This is a genomic window from Paraburkholderia sabiae, assembly GCF_030412785.1.
Lineage (GTDB): Bacteria > Pseudomonadota > Gammaproteobacteria > Burkholderiales > Burkholderiaceae > Paraburkholderia > Paraburkholderia sabiae.
Window position 1 is genome coordinate 324,644 of record NZ_CP125298.1, and the last position, 24,954, is coordinate 349,597.

13 protein-coding genes, 13 pseudogenes and 1 other annotated feature are annotated in these 24,954 nt (G+C 58.4%); of the genes and pseudogenes, 11 read left to right on the plus strand and 15 right to left on the minus strand.

The features are described 5' to 3' along the window. Positions 1 to 136: 136 nt before the first annotated feature. A complete protein-coding gene (locus QEN71_RS44245) occupies positions 137 to 1,459 on the plus strand; it encodes an IS5 family transposase (protein ID WP_201662510.1) in 1,323 nt (440 codons plus the stop codon). A gap of 163 nt (positions 1,460 to 1,622) precedes the next feature. Here QEN71_RS44245 and QEN71_RS44250 read toward each other — a convergent pair. From QEN71_RS44250 to QEN71_RS44270, 5 genes and pseudogenes are all read right to left on the minus strand, one after another. Beyond that, positions 1,623 to 1,733: pseudogene (locus QEN71_RS44250) on the minus strand (transposase); the annotation flags it as partial. 106 nt (positions 1,734 to 1,839) lie between these two features. Beyond that, a complete protein-coding gene (locus tag QEN71_RS44255) occupies positions 1,840 to 2,631 on the minus strand; it encodes an N-acetylmuramidase domain-containing protein (RefSeq protein ID WP_201662504.1) in 792 nt (263 codons plus the stop codon). A 136-nt stretch (positions 2,632 to 2,767) separates the two neighbouring features. Further along, positions 2,768 to 3,933, minus strand: a protein-coding gene (locus QEN71_RS44260; protein ID WP_201662501.1) for an IS3 family transposase whose coding sequence is annotated in 2 segments (ribosomal slippage) — positions 2,768 to 3,681 and positions 3,681 to 3,933 — 1,167 coding nt in all. Because the reading frame shifts where the segments join, the coding sequence is not laid out codon by codon here. Between the two features lie 90 nt (positions 3,934 to 4,023). Continuing rightward, complete coding sequence (locus QEN71_RS44265; RefSeq protein ID WP_201662499.1) at positions 4,024 to 4,761, minus strand: hypothetical protein; 738 nt, start codon at positions 4,759 to 4,761, stop codon at positions 4,024 to 4,026. A gap of 82 nt (positions 4,762 to 4,843) precedes the next feature. Continuing rightward, positions 4,844 to 5,851 carry a caspase family protein gene (locus tag QEN71_RS44270; protein ID WP_201662496.1) on the minus strand — a complete coding sequence of 336 codons (1,008 nt, stop codon included), beginning with the start codon at positions 5,849 to 5,851 and terminating at the stop codon, positions 4,844 to 4,846. 1,096 nt (positions 5,852 to 6,947) lie between these two features. Between QEN71_RS44270 and QEN71_RS44275 the strand changes: the two are divergent. Beyond that, positions 6,948 to 7,250, plus strand: a pseudogene (locus QEN71_RS44275) (transposase); the annotation flags it as partial. On the opposite strand, the pseudogene QEN71_RS44280 reads toward QEN71_RS44275, so the two are convergent. Then, positions 7,250 to 7,789: pseudogene (locus tag QEN71_RS44280) on the minus strand (IS110 family RNA-guided transposase); the annotation flags it as partial. The pseudogenes QEN71_RS44275 and QEN71_RS44280 sit on opposite strands and share 1 nt — an antisense overlap. 70 nt (positions 7,790 to 7,859) lie before the next feature. Between QEN71_RS44280 and QEN71_RS44285 the strand changes: the two are divergent. Then, a pseudogene (locus tag QEN71_RS44285) lies at positions 7,860 to 8,881 on the plus strand (IS110 family RNA-guided transposase). A 258-nt stretch (positions 8,882 to 9,139) separates the two neighbouring features. Here the strand turns inward: QEN71_RS44285 and QEN71_RS44290 are convergent. After that, positions 9,140 to 9,403 (minus strand): annotated as a pseudogene (locus QEN71_RS44290) (IS110 family transposase); the annotation flags it as partial. Between the two features lie 114 nt (positions 9,404 to 9,517). Here QEN71_RS44290 and QEN71_RS44295 point away from each other — a divergent pair. Together QEN71_RS44295 and QEN71_RS44300 are read left to right on the plus strand one after the other, a co-directional pair. After that, positions 9,518 to 9,727 (plus strand): annotated as a pseudogene (locus tag QEN71_RS44295) (integrase core domain-containing protein); the annotation flags it as partial. Positions 9,728 to 9,775: 48 nt separating this feature from the next. Next, positions 9,776 to 9,977, plus strand: a pseudogene (locus QEN71_RS44300) (transposase); the annotation flags it as partial. 138 nt (positions 9,978 to 10,115) lie between these two features. On the opposite strand, the pseudogene QEN71_RS44305 reads toward QEN71_RS44300, so the two are convergent. Beyond that, positions 10,116 to 10,877: pseudogene (locus QEN71_RS44305) on the minus strand (IS5 family transposase). 874 nt (positions 10,878 to 11,751) lie between these two features. On the opposite strand from QEN71_RS44305, the pseudogene QEN71_RS44310 reads away from it, so the two are divergent. Beyond that, positions 11,752 to 11,880: pseudogene (locus QEN71_RS44310) on the plus strand (IS5/IS1182 family transposase); the annotation flags it as partial. A gap of 33 nt (positions 11,881 to 11,913) precedes the next feature. Here QEN71_RS44310 and QEN71_RS44315 read toward each other — a convergent pair. Next, positions 11,914 to 12,435 (minus strand): annotated as a pseudogene (locus QEN71_RS44315) (IS3 family transposase); the annotation flags it as partial. A 137-nt stretch (positions 12,436 to 12,572) separates the two neighbouring features. Here QEN71_RS44315 and QEN71_RS44320 point away from each other — a divergent pair. The 3 genes and pseudogenes from QEN71_RS44320 to QEN71_RS44330 all read left to right on the plus strand — a co-directional run. Further along, positions 12,573 to 13,367, plus strand: a pseudogene (locus QEN71_RS44320) (IS110 family RNA-guided transposase); the annotation flags it as partial. Between the two features lie 25 nt (positions 13,368 to 13,392). Then, a protein-coding gene (locus QEN71_RS44325) for an IS3 family transposase (RefSeq protein ID WP_233472253.1) occupies positions 13,393 to 14,633 on the plus strand; the annotation gives its coding sequence in 2 pieces (ribosomal slippage) (positions 13,393 to 13,708 and positions 13,708 to 14,633; 1,242 coding nt in all). Then, positions 13,695 to 13,811: a sequence feature (AL1L pseudoknot), on the plus strand. Its footprint overlaps the gene before it by 117 nt. A gap of 38 nt (positions 14,634 to 14,671) precedes the next feature. Beyond that, positions 14,672 to 14,935: pseudogene (locus QEN71_RS44330) on the plus strand (IS110 family transposase); the annotation flags it as partial. A gap of 500 nt (positions 14,936 to 15,435) precedes the next feature. Here QEN71_RS44330 and QEN71_RS44335 read toward each other — a convergent pair. Further along, positions 15,436 to 16,767 (minus strand): IS110 family RNA-guided transposase, encoded by a 1,332-nt coding sequence (locus QEN71_RS44335; RefSeq protein WP_201663004.1) that lies wholly within the window; start codon positions 16,765 to 16,767, stop codon positions 15,436 to 15,438. A gap of 258 nt (positions 16,768 to 17,025) precedes the next feature. Here QEN71_RS44335 and istA point away from each other — a divergent pair, with 258 nt between their 5' ends. Together istA and QEN71_RS44345 are read left to right on the plus strand one after the other, a co-directional pair. Beyond that, the gene (istA, locus tag QEN71_RS44340; RefSeq protein WP_201662907.1) at positions 17,026 to 18,477 is read left to right on the plus strand and encodes an IS21 family transposase; all 1,452 of its coding nucleotides are present in this window, start codon (positions 17,026 to 17,028) and stop codon (positions 18,475 to 18,477) included. Then, a pseudogene (locus tag QEN71_RS44345) lies at positions 18,474 to 18,992 on the plus strand (ATP-binding protein); the annotation flags it as partial. The gene istA and the pseudogene QEN71_RS44345, both read left to right, overlap by 4 nt. 85 nt (positions 18,993 to 19,077) lie before the next feature. Here the strand turns inward: QEN71_RS44345 and QEN71_RS44350 are convergent. The 5 genes from QEN71_RS44350 to QEN71_RS44370 all read right to left on the minus strand — a co-directional run bounded on the left by QEN71_RS44350 (position 19,078) and on the right by QEN71_RS44370 (position 24,886). Then, positions 19,078 to 20,106 carry a tyrosine-type recombinase/integrase gene (locus tag QEN71_RS44350; protein ID WP_290468320.1) on the minus strand — a complete coding sequence of 343 codons (1,029 nt, stop codon included), beginning with the start codon at positions 20,104 to 20,106 and terminating at the stop codon, positions 19,078 to 19,080. Next, positions 20,103 to 21,080 (minus strand): tyrosine-type recombinase/integrase, encoded by a 978-nt coding sequence (locus QEN71_RS44355; RefSeq protein ID WP_290468321.1) that lies wholly within the window; start codon positions 21,078 to 21,080, stop codon positions 20,103 to 20,105. Before QEN71_RS44355 ends, QEN71_RS44350 begins: the two co-directional genes overlap by 4 nt. Further along, the gene (locus tag QEN71_RS44360; RefSeq protein WP_290468322.1) at positions 21,077 to 22,300 is read right to left on the minus strand and encodes a tyrosine-type recombinase/integrase; all 1,224 of its coding nucleotides are present in this window, start codon (positions 22,298 to 22,300) and stop codon (positions 21,077 to 21,079) included. The genes QEN71_RS44355 and QEN71_RS44360 overlap by 4 nt, the downstream gene beginning before the upstream one ends. Positions 22,301 to 22,789: 489 nt before the next feature. Beyond that, positions 22,790 to 24,001, minus strand: a complete 1,212-nt coding sequence (locus QEN71_RS44365; RefSeq protein WP_377792208.1) for an IS91 family transposase — start codon at positions 23,999 to 24,001, stop codon at positions 22,790 to 22,792. A gap of 6 nt (positions 24,002 to 24,007) precedes the next feature. Then, positions 24,008 to 24,886 carry a tyrosine-type recombinase/integrase gene (locus QEN71_RS44370; protein WP_201662881.1) on the minus strand — a complete coding sequence of 293 codons (879 nt, stop codon included), beginning with the start codon at positions 24,884 to 24,886 and terminating at the stop codon, positions 24,008 to 24,010. Positions 24,887 to 24,954: the final 68 nt, after the last annotated feature.

A 24,954-nucleotide genomic window follows, 5' to 3' on the forward strand; every position in this document is an offset into this window, starting at 1 on the left:
GATTGCCTTCGTAGTTCGCTCTGAATAAACCCGGAGCGCCTCTTGAGACGGACCCTTGAGGCCGAAATGGTGTTGTGAGATTTGCAGGAACCTGGCACATTAACGCGAGAATCCTGCATTTTTCGACGAGGTGCAGATGGGTCCGAAGACGCCTATGCCGGAGCAAGATTTCTTCCGACATCCGCTGCGCGAACAGATCAATCTGAAGCATCCGTTGGTACGGTTGGCCGACCTGATTCACTGGGATCGGCTAGGCGTATCGATGAGCGAGAGCTTCGCGTCCGGCAAAGGTCGACCGGCGAGTTCGCCGCGTCTGATTGCGGGGCTGCTGTATCTGCAGCACACATTTGACCTGTCGGACGAGGAAGTTGTCTGGCAGTGGGTTGAAAATCCGTACTGGCAAGTCTTCACGGGTGAGACGTACCTGCAGACCGAGCCACCGATCGATCCGTCGAGCCTGACACGCTGGCGCAAGCGGCTGGGCGAAGCCGGCGTCGAAGAACTGCTGGCCGAGACGATTGACGCCGCCAGGCGTGCCGGCGTAATCAAGGCTGCGAGCGTGAAGCGCGTGATCGTTGACACGACCGTCATGCAAAAGGCGATCGCGCATCCCACCGATTCTCGCTTGCTCGAACGGTGTCGCGAACATCTGGTGAAGGCTGCGGCTCGGCACGGCCTGAAACTGCGGCAGAACTACAACCGCGAGGCGCCCCACCTGGCGCGTCAGATTGGCCGTTACGCACATGCGAAGCAGTACAAGCGCATGAAGAAAGTGTTGCGTACGCTGCGCTCGCGGGTGGGTCGGGTGATGCGTGACGTGGAGCGGCAGCTTGGCACAGTCGCCGATGGTAGCCGCGCGGCCCTGCAGGAACTGATTGGGCGCACGAAGCGCATCCTGTTGCAAAAGGCAAAGGACAAAAACAAGCTCTACGCACTCCATGCGCCAGAGGTGGAGTGCCTGGCCAAAGGCAAGGCACGCACGCCGTATGAGTTTGGGGTGAAGGTGTCGATCACGACGACGCACAAGGAAGGCCTGATCGTTGGCATGCGTTCGATGCCGGGCAATCCCTACGACGGACACACGCTCGCTGAGGCGCTGGAACAGGCGGCGATCCTGAGCGACGTCACGCCGGAAATCGCCGTCGTCGACCGTGGCTACAAGGGTGTTGCGGTGGACGGCGTGAAGATCTACCACCCCGGCTTGCGACGAGGCATCACACGCGGATTACGCGCGATGATCAGACGGCGCAGTGCAATCGAGCCAGCTATCGGCCACATGAAGACAGACGGGAAGCTCGACCGGAACTGGCTTAAAGGCACAATCGGCGATGCAATGCACGCGGTGCTGTGCGGCGCCGGTCACAATCTGCGGATGATCCTCAGGAAGTTGCGGCTTTTTTGCGCCCTCGTTCTTGTCGCGTTCTTCGTTCCTGTCGATCAGACAACGCCCGTCGTCTGAACCCGACGACGGACAAAGCGCTTTATTCAGGGCCGACTTCGTAGCGTACTCTTGCCGTGGAAGCGGGGGCGACCATCCCATTAACACAGTCGTATGATAGGAGACTGTGTCGGGGGCTTCGGGGGGCCGTTCCACCCCGCTACAGCGTCAACCTGACAGAGCCGAACGACCCTTCACTGAACCAGTGCTTCCTGCACAGTTCCGTGACCGGCATCCGGGCCTCGGCTTCCTTCAAAAACCCGATGATTTGCTGTTCCGTAAAGCGCTTCTTCATGTTCGTCCTCCTCGCGGAAAACGAACTTTACTAGACTCCGGCTGGCCCTGTTTGCAGGGGCAGGTCAGCCCCGCTGTTCGACCTCCTTTGTGGCACAGTAAGACCTTTACTGGCCGGCGTATCGCCGATATGCCAGTGTCAGCCTCGCGTCATATAAGTTGCGTGTGTAATTTGACCCGTTGTATCCCTTTGCGAACGCAGCCCAATTCCCACGTTTCAGCGCAGCTAGCAAGCTGGCATCTGCTGCGACGAATCGCACAAAAGCGTCGAACTGATCGGCTTCGCTTCTTTCCATTCGTGCGACGAACTCGCCGATGCCCGAATAACCCAAGCGCTTCCAATGATAGCCCATCACCTGAAACGCCCCCCAACTCGCTGACTCGTATGCGGCACGGGCATCGACCAGCGCGGCATCGGCTAGGCGTTCATACTCGGCCGCGCCACCGCGATAACCGCCGCGCATCTGGGAGCAGATGTTCGGATTAGTGGCGGCGATCGGTGCCGGATGGATGCCGCGTGAATCTAGCCGTTGCCAGAAGATATGACGCTCGAACAGGATTTTCGGCCGGCCATCAATTAGGAAACCCGACCCTGTCGATTCCACTTCATTGACGGCCCGTACACAGGCGATCGGCACTGCGAGCCTTTCGGCGGCCATTTCAATATCAGCATCGCGCAACTGCTTAGGGTCTCGCCGGCCGTTTGCGATCGCTGCGAGCGTCTCCGGGCCCGCGATCCCGTCGATGACAAGGCCAACCTTCGCCTGCACGGTCTTAATGGTCGCGGCTGTCGCGTCATCGTAAACGCTCGTAGGCTCTAGCTGATAGCCGCAGCCCATGAGGCATTGTTGCAACAGGCCGACGTCGTACCCACAGTCGCCGAGACGATACGCTTTCATAAATGGTTACCCCAGCAAAAAACAGCGCTGACACTGTCGCGCATGGCAAATACACACGCCGGTCTGAGGGCTGGTTATGGCCTAATGCGAATACGGTGCGAGCCACCTTCACAAATGGATGCGCAACCTGCGCTTTTCATTCTTTAAGCGAGAGTCCGTCGGTAATATTCAGGATGCTTGAAAGAAACGGTTCCTCTACACAGGCAGGCACGTCCGCCCTTGCACGATACTTAGTGGCGAACTCCGCTGGCGAGAGATAATTAAGAGCGCTGTGAGGTCGGTCCTCATTATATTGCCGACGCCACGCCGAGATGATCGACCGAGCGTGAGAGAGATCAACGAAGCAGTGCAAATTAAGGCATTCATCACGAAATTTTCCGTTGAACGATTCGATGTACGCATTCTGCGTTGGCTTGCCAGGCTGAATAAATTTCAACGCAACTCCATTTCGGTACGCCCATTGGTCCAACTCCAGGCTCGTAAATTCTGGCCCGTTGTCCGTTCTCAGCGCTCCAGGATAGCCCTTAAAACGAGCTACGCAGTCCAACGCTCGAGCCACATGCGAGCCCAAAATCCGGCGGTCGACGACAATGTCAAGAGCCTCTCTGGTGAAAACATCCACGATGGTCAAGCACTTCAGACGTCGCCCATTTGAGATGGTGTCCATTACAAAATCAATCGACCAGATTTCATTGGGGCCGCTCGGCAAAGCGAGCTTCTTACGCTCAACCATGACGCCGCGGCGCTGCCTACGCCGACGCAAAGGCAAGCCAGCCTGCTGATAAAGGCGATACACCCGCTTATGGTTGACGTGGATGCCTTCGCGTTCAATCAGTGCATGCAGCCGCCGATAGCCGAATCGGGGGCGCTCATGCGCCAGTTCCATGAGGCGCGCCGTCAGCTCGTTGTTCTTGCAGTCCGGAGTCGCTTTGTAATGCAACGAGCTGCGAGAAAGCCCCACAAGCCGGCAAGCGTGTCGCTCCGAGATGTCGACGTTTATCCGAATCGACAACACTGCCTCGCGCTTGGCTTGCGGGCTCAGGGCTTTGCATTGAGGGCGACCTTCAACGCCTCTACTTTGAGCGTAGCGTTGGCTAGCAACTTATTAAGCCTAGCATTCTCGGCGTGCAACGCCTTGAGTCGACTGGCGGCCGGTATCGCCATGCCTCCGAACTTTGCACGCCACGCGTAGAACGATGCGTCGCTGAAACCATGCTGTTTGCATAAATCTTTAACCTTTTTACCTGCTCGGGCTTTTTTCAGAAACCCGATGATTTGCTGTTCCGTAAAGTGCTTCTTCATGTTCGTCATGCTATCCGAAACTGAACTGGACGACGGCTGGCCCTGACTCACCGTGTCGGAGGAGGGGCCATAAGTGATACCGGCACGAACTCACTGCGTGAAAGTCATAGTCTGCGGCGGATAACCGTTGCTTTGCAGATAGCTCAGTCCAACCTGCGCGGCAATGTTGATGGCGTCGCTGAGGCAGCTTTTTCCAATCGCAGATGACATCTGGCTGGCTTGAAAGCCTTTACCTTGAAGGAAGCTCAATGCAACGGAAATGGCCAAATGAAAAACATCGCCAAGCCAGCCCTTGGCGCCGACCGATATCGTGCTGGGAGTTTGATACCCCTTGCTTGCTATGAATGCATGCGCTACCTCGCCGGCGGTAGAGATTGCATCGCTGATACTGTTCTTCCTGTACGTGGCCGACGCCTGGTTGAACTGGTTATCCTTGTTCAGTAACGATATCACCGTGGGAATGGCCACGCTCATCCCCAAGCGCAACCAGTCGTTGTCGATGGGTAACCCCGTAGGTTCGGCTGAGTGCTGTCGACTCCAATGATCTTCCGCGTTCACGGCCTGCATCCCCGAGAGGGGAGTGCCGTTACCGACTTGTGGGGCCGATTGCCAATACCCCGGATGCGGCATCGCCGCCGCTATGGCGCCAATGTCGGTGTGCGACAACCTATCCTCTGCGTTCGTGGTCTGCATCCCCGAAAGGGGAGCACTGCTACCGCCGACTCCTGGGGCAGACTGCCAATAGCCGGTATGCGGCATCGCCGCCGCTGATATGGCGTCAGTTTCGGTGGGCGACAACTCGATCGATGGTTTTGACGTTGGGAACATGATTCGGTCCGGTGTGTGATCTGTTCAAGATAAGCCCGTTTTTCAACAGGTCCCATATTGCTTTTAACGCACCGTGCGTGTGCTACAGCACAGTGCTTGCCGCTTTGAAAGTGAGAAAGCCCCTATCTGCAAGGTTAGGCGGGGCCACCGGCTCCTTGACGATGGGGGTCTGTTCGATCCCGGCCTGACGCAGCTTCTCACCGGTCGCCTCGATCAACTGTGCAGACGTGCAATCGGTGCCCAGCAAGCGGACCGAATCGAGCAACGAGAAAGTGAAAGCTGACAGACCATTGGTTGACGGGAGGGACGACACCGCTTGTTGATCTGAAAGGCATGCCGAGATAAGGAGGGCTTTCGAATCCGAACTTTCCAACGTGACTTTCTCAAAATTACCAACTTCCGCGTTGCCCCAGAGTCCGTTTGTGACAGTATCCTCGGTAACTTGAATGGGAGGCGGCGTAATATTGCCGAACGGAATGTGAGCAACCGAAGCCGGAACGATTGCGGTGTCGTGCGGATGCCAACATTTGGTTCGAAGTGTCTGCATATTGCCTTCTAGGTCGACCCAGGATTTCAACATTCCACCCGAGAAGCACGAGTCCAACACAATAGTAAGCATGCCTGCCGGAACATCCCTGGTCAATTCTGCTAGTTCATAGTCAAAAAAGAATTCCCCATCATGAGAAACAAGTACCTCCCTATGAGTATTGTCGACTGCCAGTCTGTATCCATGTCCCGAAAAAAACAAGACGAGACGGTCGCCAAGTGAGACACTCGACACTAGTGCATTGATGTTGTCGATGAGATTCTTCTTTGTGGCTCCGTCATCCTTCAATACTTGAATTTCTGTGAACCCATATCCGTTCTCAAGCATCTTAGCGAACTCTTCTGCATCTCGATCGCAGCTTGGCAACTGATTGGGAGATGGATAGTTACTTATTCCTACCACTAACGCGCGGTTAGCCATGCATACCTCCAATGGAAAGGATCTCTTTTCCTTTTCGGGATCGAGCATTTGTAGCGGGATCGCATCGGCATGCAGCACTTCGTGCCGCGAGATGTCCTCCCGCGCATTGACCAGCGGCTGCAACCGCACGGCGGATACGCAGACCCGGAGGGTCGGTCGCGAGATCGCCAGACAGGGGGGCCTGCAGATTGCGTCCGGCCGGCAACGTTGCAGGTGCTTTCCATCTTTGGAGAACTGCCTTAAGGGCCAGCTGGTCGGCGGTGGGACGAGACGTGCGGCGGCAGCGGCGCAGGAATAAGCATCTTGTGCGCCTTGGAGGCCCACTCTCTGTGGATATGCAGTTCGGCCATGAACACTCTCGGCGTATAGTTCAGCTTCTCAGTGACGTCTTCGGTGACACGAACTCGCCGACAGCCGGATTGGCACGTCCCGGCATCTGCCTCATGATGAATGTCGGTTTCCTTGACGCCGAGGTTACACATGGTTGGGAAGGGCGGGCGACAAACCTTGATTCGCTGGTCAGGTAACCCACATCTCGGCCCGGATGGGGACGAAGCGCGGCCGAGGTATCTCAGCGGAACGCGACTCGTTTGCGATGGTCTAGCATGCGTTCGCGCTCCGCGATGCCTAACAGATTCGCCAGCATGGCGCGCTCGTCTCCATGTTGGACGCCGCAGACAGTCACACTCTCGCGGGCCTTCCAGCATCGTAGCCTGCACATGGTTGCCGCTGCTGCCTTGCGGAGCTCGGGCACCGGTGCATCGGCGCGCCAACAGTTTCGATATGGCGGTCCATTGTTGGCATTCTTCCCGGCCGTTCATGCGTCCTCGTCCTAGTCATCATCAATCAATAGCGCAGCGGCTGAAGCCAAGGCCGTTTCTTCTGTGTAGCTGGGCTCAAGTCGTTTTATGCGCTCCCGGGCAGCCTTTGTATCGGTACGAGCAGCACACATCTATGCTGCTTTGGTGAGGGGCAAGTCACAGCGACTGTGTGCAGACCCAGTGTCAACCAGCTCTTTGAACAACATGCTGCCTCACTACTGCAGGACTCGCCCAGAGGGCAGCGAAATAAATTTGCGCTTGACGAATATCGACGTGCCATCATTTGGCAGCGACATGCCCCACTTCTAGCAGGCTGTTGAAATACCTCGCGCGCACGTCATCCGCGCGGAAGGGGTAAACGTTGAAATGAAGAATCGAACAACACTGAGACTGAAGCGATGCGCGGAGCGGACGGCTATACAGAGTCGATGTTCACGATGTCCAGGCTCGATGACTGCGTTCCGGCCAATCACCCGTTGCGACCGATTCGGCTGTGGTCGAACGAAGCGCTCACTCACATGGACTCGGTCTTTTCGCGCATGTACGAGAGCGACGCGAAGGGCGGACGCCCAAGTATCGCGCCGGAGAAGCTGATTCGCGCACTGCTGTTGCAAGTGCTGTATTCGATTGGCAGCGAACGCATGCTGATGGAGCAAATCTCCTACAACATGCTGTTTCGCTGGTTCGTCGGACTGGCGATGCCGCGCTTCGATATGCCATGCAAAATAATCTTTTCACCTGAGCCCGTCTGTGCGGGCACGAGCCCGGCCCACGCAGCGAACTCTCGGCCTGAACGGAATGCCTTCGGATCCACCATCATCGCGACTGCCGCTGTTGCTGTTAGCAAGCCCACGCCTGGGATTTCGCCGATGGCCTTAACCGCTTTGTCTTCTTTCTTCCACTCCCGCATCCGGCGCTCGATCTGCGCTACCTGTTCGTCGAGTTTCGTTAAAGTCCATTGTTCACGCAACGTGTCGATCACGACTGCGGGCAGTCGCTCGGCAACCCGTTCCAGCACTTCCGGAATCGCCTTGTCGAGGGCTACACGACTCTTGCCTATAACTTCGCCGTACTCCGTCAGCAGTCCACGCAAGTTGTTGATCTGCATTGTGCGAAACTTGATGAGTTGCCGGCGCATCCAGTGCAGCGCCAACATCGCCTGCTGCGTCTCCGTCTTCACCGCTACCGGCTTGCCTGGTTGCTGCACGGCCAGCCAGATCGCGTGTGCATCGGCCGCATCTCAATGGGATGGTCCTCCCCACCTAACAGTGGGTTACGCTGTATCGGCACCATCAACCGGAGGCAATGCCATGCAAGACGTGACAGTCATCGGAATCGATCTCGGCAAGCGTTCGTTTCATCTGCACGGCCAGGACAAATCTGGCAGGGCGGTGTTTCGCAAGAAGGTGTCGCGACAGCAGCTGATCGAGTTTCTAAGTAACTTTCACGCCTGCACGGTAGTCATGGAAGCGTGTGCCGGTGCCCACTTCATGGCACGCAAGCTTGCAATCTTCGGGCATCAAATCAAGCTCATCTCTCCGCATTCGTCCGCCCGTTCGTAAAATCAAACAAGAACGACTTTGTTGACGCCGAGGCCTGCGAAGCTGCCTCGCGGCCAGCCATGCGATTTGTGACGCCAAAGACCGAATCGCAACGGACGCTGTCCGCGCTACACCGGGTACGCGATGCACTGCTTCGCGATCGCGTATGCACAACGAACCAGTTACATGCCTTCCTGCTTGAGTTCGGTATCACCCTGCCGATTGGCAATGCCGTCATCAGGCGGCTGCCGGCCCTGCTTGCTGAACACTCATTGCCACCGCGTCTGGTTACCATTCTCGAACGCTTGCATGCCCACTACGAGTATCTTGCGCAGCAGATCGCGGAACTCGACAAAGAAATCGCACAGCAACTCGCCGACGATGAACTCGGTCGACGCCTGTTGACGATCCCTGGGGTCGGCCCGATTACTGCCAGCGTTTTGACAGCGGAGATGGGCGATGGCAAACAATACGCCCGCAGCCGTGATTTTGCCGCTTCGATTGGGCTGGTCCCGCGCCAATACAGCACAGGGGGGCGGGCAAACCTCCTGGGCATCAGTAAGCGGGGAGACAAGAATCTTCGCCGGCTGCTGGTCCAATGCGCACGAGTGTTCATGCAGCGACTCGATAAAAATTCGGGACCATTGGTCACCTGGACAAGACAAATGCTCACGCGACGACACTCCAATGTGGTGGCCTGCGCATTGGCTAACAAATTCGCGCGGATCGCGTGGGCGATTGCCGCGCGCAAAACCAGCTTCAACGCTGGAGTCCTGGGCACACCGCTGTAACGAGGTCTCGATAGAGACGCACCCAATAATCCCAACTGGTTTTGCGACCGCTGACACCTGATGACGTGAACGGCACAGTGGCCCGACGAGGAACCTGAAACAAGAATGGGCTTATACAAAGCCGCCATCGTTCTGAGGTTCGTCGGGCGCGACTCTCATCGTGGCGCGGGGAATAATCCCCACCGAGACGCCGAATAGACTCACGCAAGCCAACCACAGCATCAGAAATCAGTGTTGCAAAAACGGGGAGGACCATAGATTCTTGTTGCGAATGTTGAACGCCTTGGCAAATTCCGCTGGTATCAGTTTTACCTCGTGCCCCATCTTTTCAAGCTGCCTAGCCCAATGATGCGCACCGCTGCACGCCTCCATCCCGATGAGGCACGGCGCACGGTTTGCGAAGTGCTCAAGGAACTTCGCACGTTTGATCGGCTTGTTCACGATCTCTGCAGTTTCCGGATCAACGTAATGCACCTGTAAAACCGACTTGGCGATGTCTACGCCCACTGCCATACTGTTCATCGTGGATCCACCGGTTGCCGTGAAATGCATGCATTTTCCACCTGGGCACATCGATGCCGTTGGCCCGTGAGGATCCACCTTCCTTTGCTCTCATGTCCGCGGGCGGGACGCGTTCATTTCATTCAGGGATGTCAATACACGTCCATTGCATTCGGACGGCGCTGCCGCGAAACCGGCGTGCAGCCGTCGATGGGCACGGCCGGCGACGCGTACGACAACGCGATGTGCGAATCGTTCTTCGGCACGCTTGAAGCGGAGCTACTCTCCAGAGAACACCTTGCGACCCACGAACAGGCCTGGCAGCGCATCTTCTGGTTCCTGGAATTGGGTAGCTCCGTGCTCTTTCGGCCACGGAGCCCCCGAAGAACCGTACGTGCGAGTTTGTGGGCCGGCTATGCCGTCAGTCAGCGCAAGCGCAAATGCATTGAGCAGGTCTTTGGGCTGGAGCAAGACGGTTGGCAGCATTCGGCAGGCGATGTTTCGGGGCCTGCAACGAGTTGACCAGCTCTTCCTGTTGACTCAGGCGGCCTACAACCTGACTCGCATGCGCACGCTCGCCGCGAAAGCGGCATAGGAGCGACAGGCAGCGAGGAAATGGCATTGTGTCCACCTGAATGAGAGGCTTCGAGCATTAAATCGGCATCAACCAAACCGGCCAGCGACTCAATTAAACAGAGTGCTCAACGCCGGCGAGGTGTTTTTCAACAGCCTGTTAGACGTTCACATTTACGACCGGTCCAAATATGCAGGCAAGTGACGCAAACACGAAATAGCTGTCGGCGAGCTTGTCATATCGAGTGGATACACGGCGAAAATGTTTGATGCGATTGAAGAAACGCTCGACCAGATTGCGCGTACGGTACAGCCCAGTCGTAGCGGCGCTTTGTCTTGCGATTCGAACGTGGCGGGATGACAACCTTCGCGTGGGTAGCCCGAATGGCTTGCACGAAGGCGTCCGGGTCATAGCCCTTGTCTGCGATAACCGCTCCCGTGCGCAAATGCTCAACCAGTTGTAGCGCACACGAGATGTCGGCGACCTGCCCTTCAGTGACGATCAGGCGCAACGGACGCCCCGTCGAATCGATCGCCAGATGCAGCTTGGTGCCCAGTCCACCTCGGGAACGACCGAGAGCTTGCGGCCCACTTTTTTTGTAGCTCCGGCTGAATGCTGGTGTGCGCGAACGATCGTCGAATCGACCATGACGTGCTCGATTTCCGTGTGGCCTGCCAGTGCATTCACCACCCGTTGTCATACGCCCTTGCTTCGCCAGCGTGAGAAGCGGATGTACACCGTATGCCATCTACCGAACTCTGCAGCCAAGTCGCGCCATGGGCTGCCGGTGCGGCCTATCCACAGCACCGCTTCGAGAAACCAGCGATTGTTGGATGCCGTTCGGCCGCGATCGCCTTCCTTGCCAGGCAGGATGTCCCGGATCTTCTTCCATACTTCATCGCTCAGTAACGTTCGCGCCATCCTGTCTCGCTGTACAAAAGACAGGATGTAAGCACATTTCAGCAAATGTAAATAGACCCTAATCAGGGTTCTCGTATCCATTCCAAAACTGCGCGGCAGCGGCGGCCATGGCTTTATCTTTTTTGCGTAGATCACGCTCGAGCACCTTGATGCGGAGCCGAGTAGCCTTTGCCTCACCTCGTTTGACCTGTCCAAAGGCTCGCAGCCCGTCCCTGGCAGCAGTAGTCCAACAATCGAAGTCCATCAAACTCGCATTTTGTTTCGCCAACCACGCGGTCCTCTCCTTTATGTCGCTGTACAGCATCCCCCCAGACACCACCTCAAGCATTTGCCGCGGTGTCCATCCCAGCGCACGCGCGCTCTTGGCCATCGCTTGCGCGCGCCACATCTCAAGTGTGTGCACTGGCACACCCGTTTGCGTTGAAACCGTTTCCAACGTTTCATTCGACGAGATTATTCGGCTTGTTATCTGGTCCTTGACGTCTTGATTATAAGGCGGCACCTTTATCTCTCATTGCCCCCACGGTTCAAATACTATCGGACCACATCCATGTCGCTTTTGTGGGGGGGCAACCCACAGCGATTGTAAGAATGCAGCGCCGGTGATAACCAGATTGTTGTAGAACATGGTGCCCCATTGTTACAGGACTTGCCCGGAGTACAGCGAAATGATCAGTGCCGAAGCGAACTGCTGTCCGCACCTGTTTCCTCGCTTCGAGACGGCTGTACTACGCGAGCCGATCCGTACTAGACACAGGAGCGTAAGAGACGGTTTCATAAAGACTGCTGAACGCGTTGAAGAGTGTTCCATCAGATCAGGCAACAGCCGAGCTTGATGAACGCTTCGTGAATGTCAGCGTGACCCTTCGCCGAAATACGCGGCAGGCGCGGGCGGCCTTTGAGTGGTCCTCGCCGTGTCTACGCCGACCGGGGTTACGACCACGACAAATACCGACGCGCTCTTCAGGAACGCAGTATTCCCACTAGCATCGCCCGGCGTGGTGAACCGCCCCGGGAATCGTGGAGGCTGGTTGGTTTAAGTTGATGCGGGTTCAACGGCAGCTGTTTCAAGTTGCCGATAGTAGTTTGCCTCAGCTTCAGCGGGCGGGATATAGCCGAGGAGTTCCATCAGTCGATGATGATTGAACCAGGCCACCCATTCCAGCGTTGCCAGTTCAACGGATTCTCGCGTTTTCCAGGTGCGGCGATGAATCAGTTCAGCCTTATACAAGCCGTTGATCGTTTCGGCCAAGGCGTTGTCATAGCTGTCGCCCCGGCTGCCGACCGACGGTTCGATGCCCGCTTCGGCCAGCCGTTCGCTATAACGAATGCTGACGTATTGGGACCCTCTGTCCGAATGGTGTATCAAGGTCCCGTCGTCGCCCGGGCGTCGCGCGTAAAGCGCCTGTTCAAGTGCATCCAGAACGAAGTCCGTGGTCATCGAGGTACTGACGCGCCAGCCGACAATACGGCGAGCGAACACGTCGATCCCGAAGGCCACGTACAGCCAGCCCTGCCACGTCGAAACGTAGGTGAAATCCGAAACCCAGAGCTGGTGCGCAGCGACAAATGGAATGAACGCCCCCACCTACCAGGTGGGTGACGCCGAAGAGGCGGACCCTCACGGGCCGACGGCATCAAAGTGCCCAAATGGAAGATCATTGAGGTCTTCACAGGCTAACCGGAGGGTCCGAAATGAAGTATACGACGGTCGGGGTGGACATCGCGAAGAACGTCTTCCAGCTTCACTGGGTGGATGCCGGCACGGGCGAGATTGTGAACAAGCAACTGAAGCGCGCCGCATTCCTCGAGCATTTTGCGAATCGCGAGCCTTGCCTCATCGGAATGGAGGCCTGCGGCGGTGCCCAGCATTGGGCACGACGATTGATGGAGATGGGCCATCAGGTCAAGCTGATGCCGGCGAAGTTCGTCAAGGCTTTCAATATCGGCAACAAGAACGATCCTGCAGATGCTCGTGCGATCTGGATGGCCACGCAGATGCCGAGCAAGCCCGTCGCTGTCAAGACCGAAGCCCAGCAGGCTGTATTGGCGCTGCATCGGTTGCGGCAACAAAAGATCAAGTTCCGCACGATGCAGATGAACAGTCTGCGAGGCTTGCTAACAGAGTACGGCGAGGTGATGGCCAAGAGTCGCGCCGCGCTGGATAAAGCGATTCCCGGGGTGCTGGCGAGGCTGGCCGAGCGTCTACCGGCGATGCTGATTGACTCGTTACGCGAACTTTGGAATGACCTTGATCGACTCGACAAACAGATCGCTGACATTGAGCGACGTTTGCACACATGGATGAAAGAGGACAAGGCATGCAAGGCGATTGCCGCGATCCCCGGCGTTGGCCTGCTGACGGCGACGGCCACTGTCGCCACGATGGGTGACGCCAAGGCGTTCAGGTCCGGACCGGAGTTTGCCGCGTGGCTCGGTCTCGTACCAAAGCAGATTGAACCGCCCCGGAAATGTAGGAGACTTCGGATCTTGGCTGTAACGGGAGATTTGAAGCATGGAAAGCGAAGGCAAGACAAGGAAGCCCACCGGGACGCGATATTCGGATGAGGTCCGTGAGCGAGCGATCCGGATGGTGTTTGAGCACCAACACGAGTATCAAACGCAGGGGGCGGCGATCCGCTCGATCGCCTCGAAGATGGGGATGTCGCGCGAGACGCTTCGCAACTGGATCATTCAGGCTGAGCGCGACCGTGGCCAACGAGCGGGCGCGACAACTTCGGAGCTGGCGCGTCTGAAGGAACTGGAGCGCGAGAATCGTGAGCTGCGGACGGCCAACGAGATCCTGCGCAAGGCCTCCGCATATTTCGCGCAGGCGGAGCTCGACCGCCGATCGAAGCCATGATCGCGTTCATCGATGAGCATCGCGACGTCTACGGTATCGAGCCGATCTGCCGCCTGCTGCCGATCGCGCCGTCGACGTATTACCGGCACGCCGGGCGGCGCAGCGATCCGGAGCAATGGCCAGCACGAGCGCGTCGCGACGCTGAACTGAAGGCCCTCATCCGGGCGATCTGGGAGGAGAACTTCGGCGTGTATGGTGTGCGCAAGGTCTGGCGCCAGTTGTTGCGCGATGGCGTAAAGGTCGCGCGCTGCACGGTTGCGCGCCTGATGAAGGTGATGGGCCTCGAAGGTGTGCGGCGTGGGCGCCGGATCAAGACGACGCAGCGCGACGATGCGGTGCCGTGCCCGCTGGACCGGGTCAAACGTCAGTTTCGGGCCGAGCGGCCGAACGCGCTGTGGGTTGCGGATTTTACGTATTGCTGGACATGGTCGGGCTTCGTCTATGTGGCCTTCGTGACCGATGTGTTTGCGCGCCGTATCGTCGGCTGGCGAGTGTCGGCATCGATGAAGACTGACTTCGTGCTGGATGCGCTGAACCAGGCGTTACACGATCGCCAGCCACCGCCCGGGCTCATTCATCATAGCGATCACGGGTCGCAATATCTCAGCATTCGGTACACCGAACGTTTGGTGGATGTTGGCGTTGAGCCATCAGTCGGAACCGTCGGCGACTCGTACGACAACGCTCTGGCCGAAACGATCAACGGCTTGTACAAGGCCGAAGTTGTGCATCGGCGTTCATGGCGTACGCTCCAAGACGTCGAGCTCGCCACGCTCGAATGGGTTCACTGGTATAACCACCATCGGTTGCTCGGCCCGCTCGGGTACGTATCGCCTGCGGAAGCAGAGGAAGTCTACAATCGGAATCTGGTGCGCTCCGCTCGAGCGGCGTAGCGCCAAACTCGGCGGTCTCCGACAAAGTCGGGGCGGTTCAGATCGGCACTGGCGGGAAGATCCAGCTATTGGGTATCAGCCGGCGCGGCGACACGTATGTACGGACGTTATTGATCCACGGAGCACGCAGCGTGCTCTTCCATGGCAAGCACGCCGGGTCGTGGGCTGAGCAGTTGCAGAAACGGCGACCATCCAACGTGGTGACTGTAGCACTTGCCAACAAGATGGCCCGAACAATCTGGGCGGTTCTCGCACATGGCACGCCATACAACCAGGGGCACGTCAGTGCACAACCGGCTTGATCAGTTGAACCGTATGGAAGATTGAAGCTTGCAGGATGACGTCGAAAGGTTGCGTTGGCAATCGAGCGTGATGACAAGACAGGTCGGACCTGAACTCGCTAAGCCTGAAAGATAATTTGAGCGCGTAGCTCGTGCGACAAATGAGGAGCGAGTCAGCGGATTTCATCGAGGCCCGCAGCGTATGAGGCTGCAATGAGGCCGCATATAAAGCTGCAACCTATCCTGTCGATGCAAAGCGCAAGAAAACCTGGCGCATCGGGGGCGTTCATATAAATCATCTTGGCCGGTATAGCGACAGAGGTTTTGGCCGTTGGGGAGAGGTCGGAGGCGGCGTAGCCGCCGGAGAGCTCTCCCCAACGGCGGCGCCGAGTCGGCCGGGTTCTACGATGGCTGATCAAATCAAGAAGAAGCGATCAGCCGCATGTCCGGAACCCGTATTACCGACCAACAGGTTCGCCTCTCAAGAAACATACCCCAAGGTCTTGATTTTGTGAGTGGTTTTATGCAGCCTCCGAAACAGGGGTGAGCTTGAACCCCAGTTTTTCTGCTCGACGGGCAAGATGATGCATGACACGTTGACGGTAACGTTCTTCGTAGTAGTCTTGTCCTTGATCGATATACTCGCCGCCCTTGGTCAACATCGCATAAATGAGACGCGCCAGCTTGTGCGCGGTTGCCGTGATTGCTTTGGGCCGGTCGAGTCTGGCACACATACGCCGGTAGTAGGCGCCCAGTGCGGACTGGCTCGTGCGTAGTGCTGCCGCAGCGAGACGTAAGGCCTGTGCAGCACGGTTGGTAGTCCGCTTGCTCGCGCTGGATAGTATCTTGCCTCCCGAGATCTTCGTTCCAGGACACAAACCAAGCCATGCTACGAATTGCTTGGCGCTCCTGAAGCGGGAGAGGTCCGGGCCGGTTTCGGAAATGACCTTCAGTGCGGTTGCCGTGTCGATGCCGTTGATACGTGTCAGATCAACACCGCACAGGCCGATCAGGTATGTACGCAAATCGAAGCGTGGAGCGTTCTTCCCGCGAGAAGGACGCTGGGGCTTATCCTGAGCTCCAGCGTGCTTTTGCAGCACGGCGAGCATGGCCTCAAGCTGTTGGTCACACGCCATTAATTCCACGCCGTATGCGTCATACAGCGACATGGCCTGCTTTAGTGTGAAGAGATGCTCGCTGCGCCAATTGCCCTGCAACGACTTGACGATTTCCTCTTCACTGGCGCGGATTCGAGCGTGCTTCAGCTTGGCCAAGGTTGTGGCATTGCGTTCGCCGGCGATGATGGCGCGCACGATCTTCTGTCCCGTCTCGCCCATGATGTCAGAGATCACATTGGCGAGTTGAACGTTCATTTGCGATAAGGCTTTCTGTATATGCTGGACGTGCCGTGCCTGGTAGCGCAGCAGCATATCGCGTTGTCGGGACACCGCCCGCAAGGCGCAAATTTCGTCTGTTGGGCGAAACGCGCCGGACAGCAAGCCGTAACTCATCAGTTGCTGCAACCATTGGCAGTCGAGCACATCGCTCTTCCGGCCCGAAACGTTCTTCACATGCCGGGCATTGACCAGATGGACCGTGAAACCCCGCGATTCCAGCAACTCGTATACGGGTATCCAGTAGACGCCCGTCGACTCCATCGCGACAATATCGACGTTGCAGGCCGTGAGCCAAGTGACCAGGTTATCCAACTCACACGTGAAACTCTTGAACTCGCGCACAGGTTCATCGTCACGATCAGCTGGCACCGCCACATAATGACTTGCCGAGCCGATATCGATGCCCGCAGCGTTCGGGTAGGCTATATCTAGCGTTCTTCTTGTGCGCGTTGCCATGATGATCGTCCTTTCGGTTCGAGGTGTGCCGCACAGGTTCGGGTACGTCGTTGTACTCACTCTCTCAAACGGGATGGCCGTTCATCACGGTCTCACCAATGTCGCCGACGTGACCCAGGACCACGCTCTACAGCGGGCAGAAACGCACCATTGGCGAATCGGTCTTCTCCCGCGCGGGATTCCACCTTACCGCAATAGCGTTCACCGTATGTTTCTTGCAAACGCCTTGCGGCCACCGCGCCGATTACCTCGCTCTACATGTCCAAACGCAAACATCACTCTCAGGAGATCGCCGCCGCCAAGGCCGGCATCAGCGTGCGCAGCGCGCGTCGCATAGAACGAGACGCCTTACTGCCATCCCAGAAACCTCGTCGTTACTGGCGTTCCCGTCCCGATCCCTTCGCTGACGTCTGGGATACTGAAGTCGTTCAGATGCTCGCGAACGCGCCGCAACTTCAGGCGGTCACGATCCTGCGCAAGCTGCAGGACGATCATCCCGGGGAGTTTCCCGACAGCACACGCCGCACGCTTGAGCGACGCGTGCGGCACTGGAGGGCGATGTCCGGCCCACCGAAGGAAGTCTTCTTCCCGCAACTGCATGAGCCCGGCGCACGCGGCCTGTCCGACTTTACCGACATGGCCGAACTGCGAGTGACGATCGCTGGCGTGCCGTTCGAACATCGGCTGTACCACTTCGTGCTCGCGTTCTCGCGCTGGGAATACGCCAATGTCGTTGAAGGTGGCGAGAGCTTCGAAGCACTGTCCATGGGATTGCAGAACGCACTGTGGCAGGCCGGCGGCTGCCCGCGCGAGCACCGCACCGACAGTCTGTCAGCGGCGTTCAGAAACCTCGCGGACGAAGACGACTTCACGGTGCGGTATGCGGCGCTGCTCGAGCACTATGGCATGACCGGGACACGCAACAATCGCGGCCTGGGTCACGAGAATGGTAGCGTTGAGTCATCGCATCGCTATCTGAAGGAGGCCGCCGACCAGGCGTTGATGCTGCGAGGTCATCGAGACTTCGTTGATCGTGCGGCCTATGATGAGTTTCTGCGCGAGGTCGTCATGCGTCGTAACCGGCGTAACGCAGCGGCGTTCCGCCTTGAGCGCGAGCAGCTCATGGATCTGCCGTTAAGGCGCACGACTGACTTCGTCGAGGAAGAAGCACGTGTTACACGCTGCAGCACCTTCACCGTACGCGGCATTCTGTACAGCGCGCCGTCGCGCCTGATTGGTCACCGCCTGAAGGTGCGCGTGTACGGGGACCGGCTCGACTGCTATCTGTCGGGCGCGCTGGTGCATAGCACTTCGCGCGGCTCGCGTGCCGGCGACAACCGCCGCGCACTGGATTACCGGCACTTCATTGAGAGCCTCAAACGCAAGCCTCAGGCCTTCAGGGGGCTTGCGTTTCGCGACGAGCTGTTTCCGCGTGAGGCCTATCGCCGGACGTGGGAACAGTTGGAGGCGAGGCTGACGCAACGCGAGGCGTGCAAAGTCATCGTTGGATTGCTTGAGCTCGCCGCGCTCGATGGCGTCGAGGCCGTGCTGGCCGCACGCCTGAACGCATTGCTGGTTGACGGCAAGCTGCCGGATCTGAAGGCGTTGCGTGAGGAATTTGCGCCCCGTCACGCCGAATGCCCCGTCGTCAACGTCGAGATCCCACCCGCAAGCAGCTATGACGACCTGCTGGGTAAGGAGGTCGCATGAGCACACCCGCTTACGATGCCGGCCGTCTTGCCTTGATGCTCAATGAACTGCGCCTGCCGACCATCGCCCGCCTGTGGCCCGAGTTTGCGCAGCGCTCCGACAAGGAGGGCTGGCAGGCCACACGGCTGATCGGTGCACTGCTCGAACACGAACTGGCCGAGCGGGCCAAACGGCGCATCGAACGACATCGTGCCGAGTCGCATCTGGATCCAACCAAGACGCTTGCGACCTTCGACTTCAGCATGGTGCCGATGGTCTCAAAGGCGCACGTCATGGCGCTCGCGACCGGCGATTCGTGGCTTGAGAAAGGCGCCACGGCACTTCTGTTCGGGCCGCCCGGGGCCGGCAAAAGTCATCTGGGTTCGGCCATCGGACACGCGTTGATCGACGCCGGCTACCGGGTACTGTTCACACGGACCAGTGAACTCGTGCAGAAGCTGCAGGCTGCACGTCAGAGTCTGCAGTTGCCTTCGGCTCTTGCCAAGCTCGACCGCTTCGACCTGATCATCCTAGACCTATGTGCAGTGCTCCGTTATGTGGAGTTCGGCCGGGCGAGGCATAGTGATGGCCGGTCGCGATGACGCGGACTCCACATAAGTATCAGAGCCGCTTCAACCAGTCGATAATCGGCAAGCGTCCGAATGTTCCCCGGTCGGACGATACTTTGGTCAATATGTCCGGAAACACTTGAAGGAGTGCCTGGCGCTTCATGTCGATGTCTGATTTCGCATAGCGCATCGTTGTATCGAGACTCGCGTGGCCAAGCCACTGGCTAATCGTTGGGAAGTCTACACCTGACTTTAGCAAGGAGAGCGCTGTCGTATGCCTCAGAGAATGAGGGTGGATGCGTTTCTCCCGGAGGGTAGGTACGTTCGCTCCGGCGGTTGCAAGATGCCTGCGAAGCAGGTAGTACACCCCGAAACGAGTGAGCTTGTCGCCGCGATTATTGACAAACAATGCTGTGGTTGCATCAAGCGGGTACGGCCGTTCTTCGACGAGGCGCTGCAACAACCTGGCAGTCTGTGGCCAGATCGGACAGACGCGGACTTTGTTTCCCTTGCCTTGGAGTCTTACCTGGCACGGCCGTTGTAACCGTAGGTCGCATAAACGAAGGTCAAGTACCTCCTGCACCCTCGCGCCGGTATTGAACATCAGTGAGAACAACGCGTAGTCACGCCGACCGGGAACTGTTGTCCGATCGACCGCATTCAGCAGCGCCTCGACCTCGTGCTGCTCAAGATATTCGATCGGCGCTGACCGTGCGCCGCGTTTGAATGGAATGCCAAGGATTGCCTGCGCCGCCGCCAGATGTTCAGGACCTTCAGTTGCCAGGAACCGCGCGAACGTATGAATCGCGGCAAGCCGGGCATTACGCGTGGCAATGCCGTTGTGGCGGTCTTGCTCAAGAGATGTCAGGAACTGTCCGACCGATTCAGCGTTGATCGCCGCAAGATCCAGACGTTCAATCCCGCGGTGTCGCTTCGCACTAAGAAATCGCAGCAGAAGCACCAGCGTGTCGCGATAGCTATGGATCGTGTGCCGGCTCATCCCTCGCAACGTAGGCAGATAATCTTGGAAGAATCGGACGAGACTCCGTCCGAGCTCATCGGAGTAAGGATGCCGTTTCATAATTGCTCTCCCTGAACAAGATAGCCAAACCGTTTCGCGAACCGCTTGCTCGCAAGCTCCTGGAGTTCCGGAATCCAGCGCAAATAGTAGGCCGTCGATACGATTGATACGTGACCCATGTAGAGTGCGAGCTTTGGGAGGTTGGACTGGCCGTCCGCGCCCTGTCGATACCATCGCATCAGGGCCTCAATTGCAAAGGAATGCCTAAAGTCGTGAATACGGGGAACCCGTCCATCGGCATCCCGGAGGCCTGCGTCTTGCAGTAATCCCGCGATACCTTCATGCAATCCTGTTCCAGTGTAGCCTCGCAGACCATGGTGCATATTGCACAGTAACGGTGACAACGGCGTAGTGTCGAGCGGGGGAGCGAGGCGGCGCATGAGGTAGCGGCGCAGCTCCAGCCGGGCACCCCCCGAAAGCGGAACCCACCTCGATTTGTGAAACTTGGATTCGCGTACGTGCAGGACTCCAGCGTGCGCGTCTACATCGGCCAACGTTAATCGTAGCAATTCCCTTCGCCTCAGCCCGGCGGTGTACAGCAGGACAACCGCCAGGCGGAGGACATACGGTCTTAGTGGCGATGTCGCCGTGGCCTGACGCGTGCCGGCAAGCTCGAGTACCCGCCCAACCTGCGCTGGAGTCAGGATAATCGGTGCAGCATGTGGTTGTCGGCGGGCAAAGCGGATGATGTCCGGCACGAAACACCGGGGCTCGGTACGTTGCCGGTAGAGGCAGAAATTGCGCACGGCAACCTGACGGGCGCGGCGCACGTTCGAGGTGAGGGAGTCGAAGGTCTTGCACCACGATTCGAACAGCGTGTTGTTCAGGTCCGATTCACCAGTTCGGACGACGAAGTCCCTCATCGAAATCAGGGTACGCTCCTGGTTGCTGTATTGACGCCCTAGCGTCCGACGGTGCGCAAGATATCGACTGATGACGGGATCAAGTGCGGTTGTGTCGAGTTGGTGTTTCATGATGCCCCCTTCATTGAGACGCGACCACATCTAGGTACCGGTAGCGCAACCTGGCGCAGCGCCTCCACATGCAGGCGAAGATAGACACACGTGCTCTCGAGGGAATGGTGACCGAGCAGATCGCCGATCATCTTTACTCCGACACCTCGCTCGAGCAAGCGCATGGCGAAGCTATGTCTTAGGCAGCAGGGACTGGTTTGAAGAACGGGCAGGCCACTGAGTCGTGCACGCTTGGCATAGATGTGTTCGATCGTTGCCGCCTTGATCGGACCGGCCGGGCAGCGCATTCTCAGGAATAGCCGGCGCGTGCTCGTCAGGGATGGTCGGCGGCGTAGATAGCGCTCGAGTACATGTCGCGTTCGGCCGTTAAGCGGCATAACTAATACCGACCGGGTCTTGCGCTGGTCCACATGCAGGATATCGTTCTCCCAGTCTATCGAGTCGAGCGTCAAGCTGGTGACTTCTGAAGGGCGCAGCCCATAGTAGGCCATCAGGTACAGAATCGCGTGGTCACGGCAACCCTCAACGCTAGCACGGTCGATCGAATGCAGAAGCTTGCTTACCGTGCTCCAATCCAACGCCCGCGGTGGCAGTTCTCCGCGATATGTACGCGGCGTGTCGATAACATCGAGCCGATTCCTTGTGTAGCATTGATTGGCGCAGAACCGCAGAAAGGCACGCAAGTGCGCAATCGTATGCTGAAGTGTCTGGCGGCAAAGACGCTTGCTGGTCTGCTCAACAAAGCGCTCAACATCGTTCGGTGTGACGCTGGCAAGGCGGCGCTTCGAACAGGCGCTCGACAGGAAGCCAGTAACCGTCCTCAGGTGTTGTTCGACTGTTGCAGGAGCAAGTCCGCGCAGATCAATGAGGTGGGATCGGTATTGCGAAATAAGCGGATCAAACCGGCTCGGTTTAGCTGCCGGAATGAAGAGACCTCGATCACACAAAAACCGCACTGTCGCTCGCTGCGTGGCACGGTATGACGTCTCGTGCGACCACGGTGCGAACCAGTGTGACAGCGCGGTCGAAGTAATCGGCAGGCAGGTGCCGGCCGCTACATGGTTATAGGCAAGAACCTCACGGAACCGGTGTACATGGCGCTGTGCGCAAATGCGGGTATAACCGCGCTCGACGATCCAAGCCGCAAAATTGCTGACCAACGGCCCTTGCGGGCCTGCAGCATAGTGCGGCCAATCGCGGGAAAAGAGAAATTCGAGCATGTGAATCTGCCATTCAAGTGAACGGAAGAATCACAATAGCTCGTTCCAGTTATGTGTAGTTCTCCGGCCTCAAAGTCCCGCTCGTCAAGGGTCACGGAACTTGAGTCCACATAACGAGGTGCTGCACATAGGGCAGAGGATTTTTTGTTTATCGGTCGCGGCTTGGGATGCATGAGCCGAACCGACGGGGTTGGCCCGCGAGCGGTAAATAAAAAATCGTTTGTGCTGAACCGCTCCGCAGGCGGTAGCAGCTATGGGCATTGAATGGTTGGTGAGGTCATCCAGTGCCCGCCACGCGCGTTGGCCAGGCACGGGTGGATGATGACGCGCAGTGCATGTGTGCGCAAGGGTGGTGGGAGGTTTGAGTTGGCGAGGTCAACGGTGCGGATTCCGGGGCGTTCGCCGACGGCAAAGACTCGACGACGCAAGGCCAGGCGCGTTGCCATCCGGAATGCATGGAAACGTGACCGGCCGTGTTGCGAACGCGGATCAGTGAGCATGGTGAGCGGGTGGCGGCGCGCGCGGCAATGCGCCTGGCAGGAAGGTTTCGATGCAGACCATGTGGCCCTTGCCGCAGACGGGGCAATCACGCAGGGACTTGCCGGTGAGCCGCTGGTAACGGTCTCGGTAGTCTTCGATCGGGTCGGGAATTTCGTCGGCAGGAGCCACGACGCCGAGCAGCCGGCGGCAGGTGGCCAGGCGGGCTGCCCGGTGGCAATTGGCCAGCAGGCCGTAGCTGCGAATGTGTTGGAAGCCGCCGGGCAGCACATGCAGCAGGAAGCGGCGGATGAATTCGTTGGCCTCGAGGGTCATGGTCTTCGTTGCGACGGGGTGTTTATAGTCTTTCCACCGGAAGGTGACGTGGCCGTCGTCGAAGTTGACCAGCCGGTTGTTCGAGATGGCCACGCGATGGGTATAGCGGCCCAGGTAGTCGAGCACGTGTCGGGCGTCGCCGAACGGAGGCTTCGCGTAGACCACCCACTCCGCCTGTGCAGCCGGCGCGAGAAAGGCGGAGAATGCCTGAATGTTGACGAGCGGTTCAAGCTGGCCGTAGAAATGCAGTGCGCCGGTATCGAAGGCGTGGCGCAACTGTTCAAGAAACAGTCGCCGGAACAGCCGCGAGAGCAGACGCACGGGCAGGAAGAATCCGGGACGGCAGGCAATCCAGTGTTCGCCGTCCGGGGTGATACCGCCGCCCGGTACCACGCAATGCACGTGCGGATGATGCTGCAGGTTTTGCCCCCAGGTATGCAGCACTGTGATGAAGCCGATCTCGGCGCCCAGGTGTTTCGGATCGGCGGCGATCGTGCGCAGGGTTTCGGCGCTGGTTCGGAACAGGATGTCGTAGACCACCCGCTTGTTCTGAAAGGCGAGCGCTGCGATAGGCTCGGGCAACGTGAAGACCACATGGAAGTACTCGACCTCAGGCAGCAGTTCAGCCTGCCGGTGTTCGAGCCATTGCGCGCGGGCGAGCGACTGGCACTTCGGGCAGGCGCGATGCCGGCACGAGTTGTAGGTGATGCGCTGGTGACCGCAGGCGTCGCATTGTTCGACATGCCCGCCGAGGGCCGCGGTGCGGCACAGCTCGATGGCGCTCATCGCACGCCGCTGGGCACGACTGAGCCCGTCGGCATGGGTCTGCCGGTACTGCGGGCCAGACTGGCGGAAGATGTCCGCCACCTCGAGCGCCACGTTCATCACCCGGGTTCAGAAATACTCGGGCGGACTGGGCGGAGGCTGCACGGGTTCAACGTGCGGCAGCAGATCAAAGGGGCTGGAGGTTTCACAGATGCTGCTGGTTGCCACTTTCAAGTACCTGGCCGTGGTCGAAAGGCTGCGATGGCCCATCAGCAGCTGGATCCTGCGGACATCGGTGCCACTCTCCAGCAGGTGGGTGGCGAAGGCGTGACGCAGCGAATGCGGGGTGATGGGTTTCTGGATGCCGCTGCGCTGCCGTGCGAGGTTGCACGCCCGTGCCACGGCAAACCGGGTGATCGGCTGGCCCGGGATGTCGCCCGGAAACAGCCACTCCCGTGGGTGAGCGTCGTGCCAGTACACTCGGAGGATCTCGAGCAGCCGTGGCGAGAGCATTACATAGCGATCCTTACGGTTTTTACCCTGATTCACACGGATTACCATGCGCTGGCTGTCGATGTCGGTGACCTTTAGATGCACGACTTCCGACACCCGCAGCCCGGCGGCGTACGCGGTCATCAGGATGGTGCGCTGCTTGAGACTGGCGACCGACTCGAAGAAGGCGGTGATCTCCTCCAGGCTGAGGACGACCGGCAGTCTGAACGGCTTCTTGGGCAACGGGAAGTCCTCGTCGCTCCAGGGTCGCTTGAGCGTCACGCGGTAGAGGAAGCGCAGTGCGCCGATCGTTGGACCGAGGCTGCCGGGGGCCAGCTTGCGCTCCTCGCGAAGATGGATGAGCCACGCCCGGATCTCTTCGGGGCCGAGCAATTCTGGCGAGCGCTGGAAATGCCGGGAGAAACAGGATACCTGAATCAGGTAGGAATACTGGGTATTCTCCGTAAGGTTGCGGATCTGCATGTCATGTAGCATGCGTTGGCGCAGTGGCGTCATGGCGAGCCTCCTGGAAGCAGTGGGTGGAATGCCCAACCGGGCGTTCACATACTGCTCCTGGCGATACC

Coding starts and splice junctions, on each gene's coding strand:
- QEN71_RS44335 (WP_201663004.1), bottom strand. CDS start 16,767: ATGGCAACGCGCACAAGAAGAACGCTAGATATAGCCTACCCGAACGCT.
- istA (WP_201662907.1), top strand. CDS start 17,026: ATGTCCAAACGCAAACATCACTCTCAGGAGATCGCCGCCGCCAAGGCC.
- QEN71_RS44265 (WP_201662499.1), bottom strand. CDS start 4,761: ATGTTCCCAACGTCAAAACCATCGATCGAGTTGTCGCCCACCGAAACT.
- QEN71_RS44255 (WP_201662504.1), bottom strand. CDS start 2,631: ATGAAAGCGTATCGTCTCGGCGACTGTGGGTACGACGTCGGCCTGTTG.
- QEN71_RS44355 (WP_290468321.1), bottom strand. CDS start 21,080: ATGAAACACCAACTCGACACAACCGCACTTGATCCCGTCATCAGTCGA.
- QEN71_RS44360 (WP_290468322.1), bottom strand. CDS start 22,300: ATGCTCGAATTTCTCTTTTCCCGCGATTGGCCGCACTATGCTGCAGGC.
- QEN71_RS44350 (WP_290468320.1), bottom strand. CDS start 20,106: ATGAAACGGCATCCTTACTCCGATGAGCTCGGACGGAGTCTCGTCCGA.
- QEN71_RS44370 (WP_201662881.1), bottom strand. CDS start 24,886: ATGACGCCACTGCGCCAACGCATGCTACATGACATGCAGATCCGCAAC.
- QEN71_RS44245 (WP_201662510.1), top strand. CDS start 137: ATGGGTCCGAAGACGCCTATGCCGGAGCAAGATTTCTTCCGACATCCG.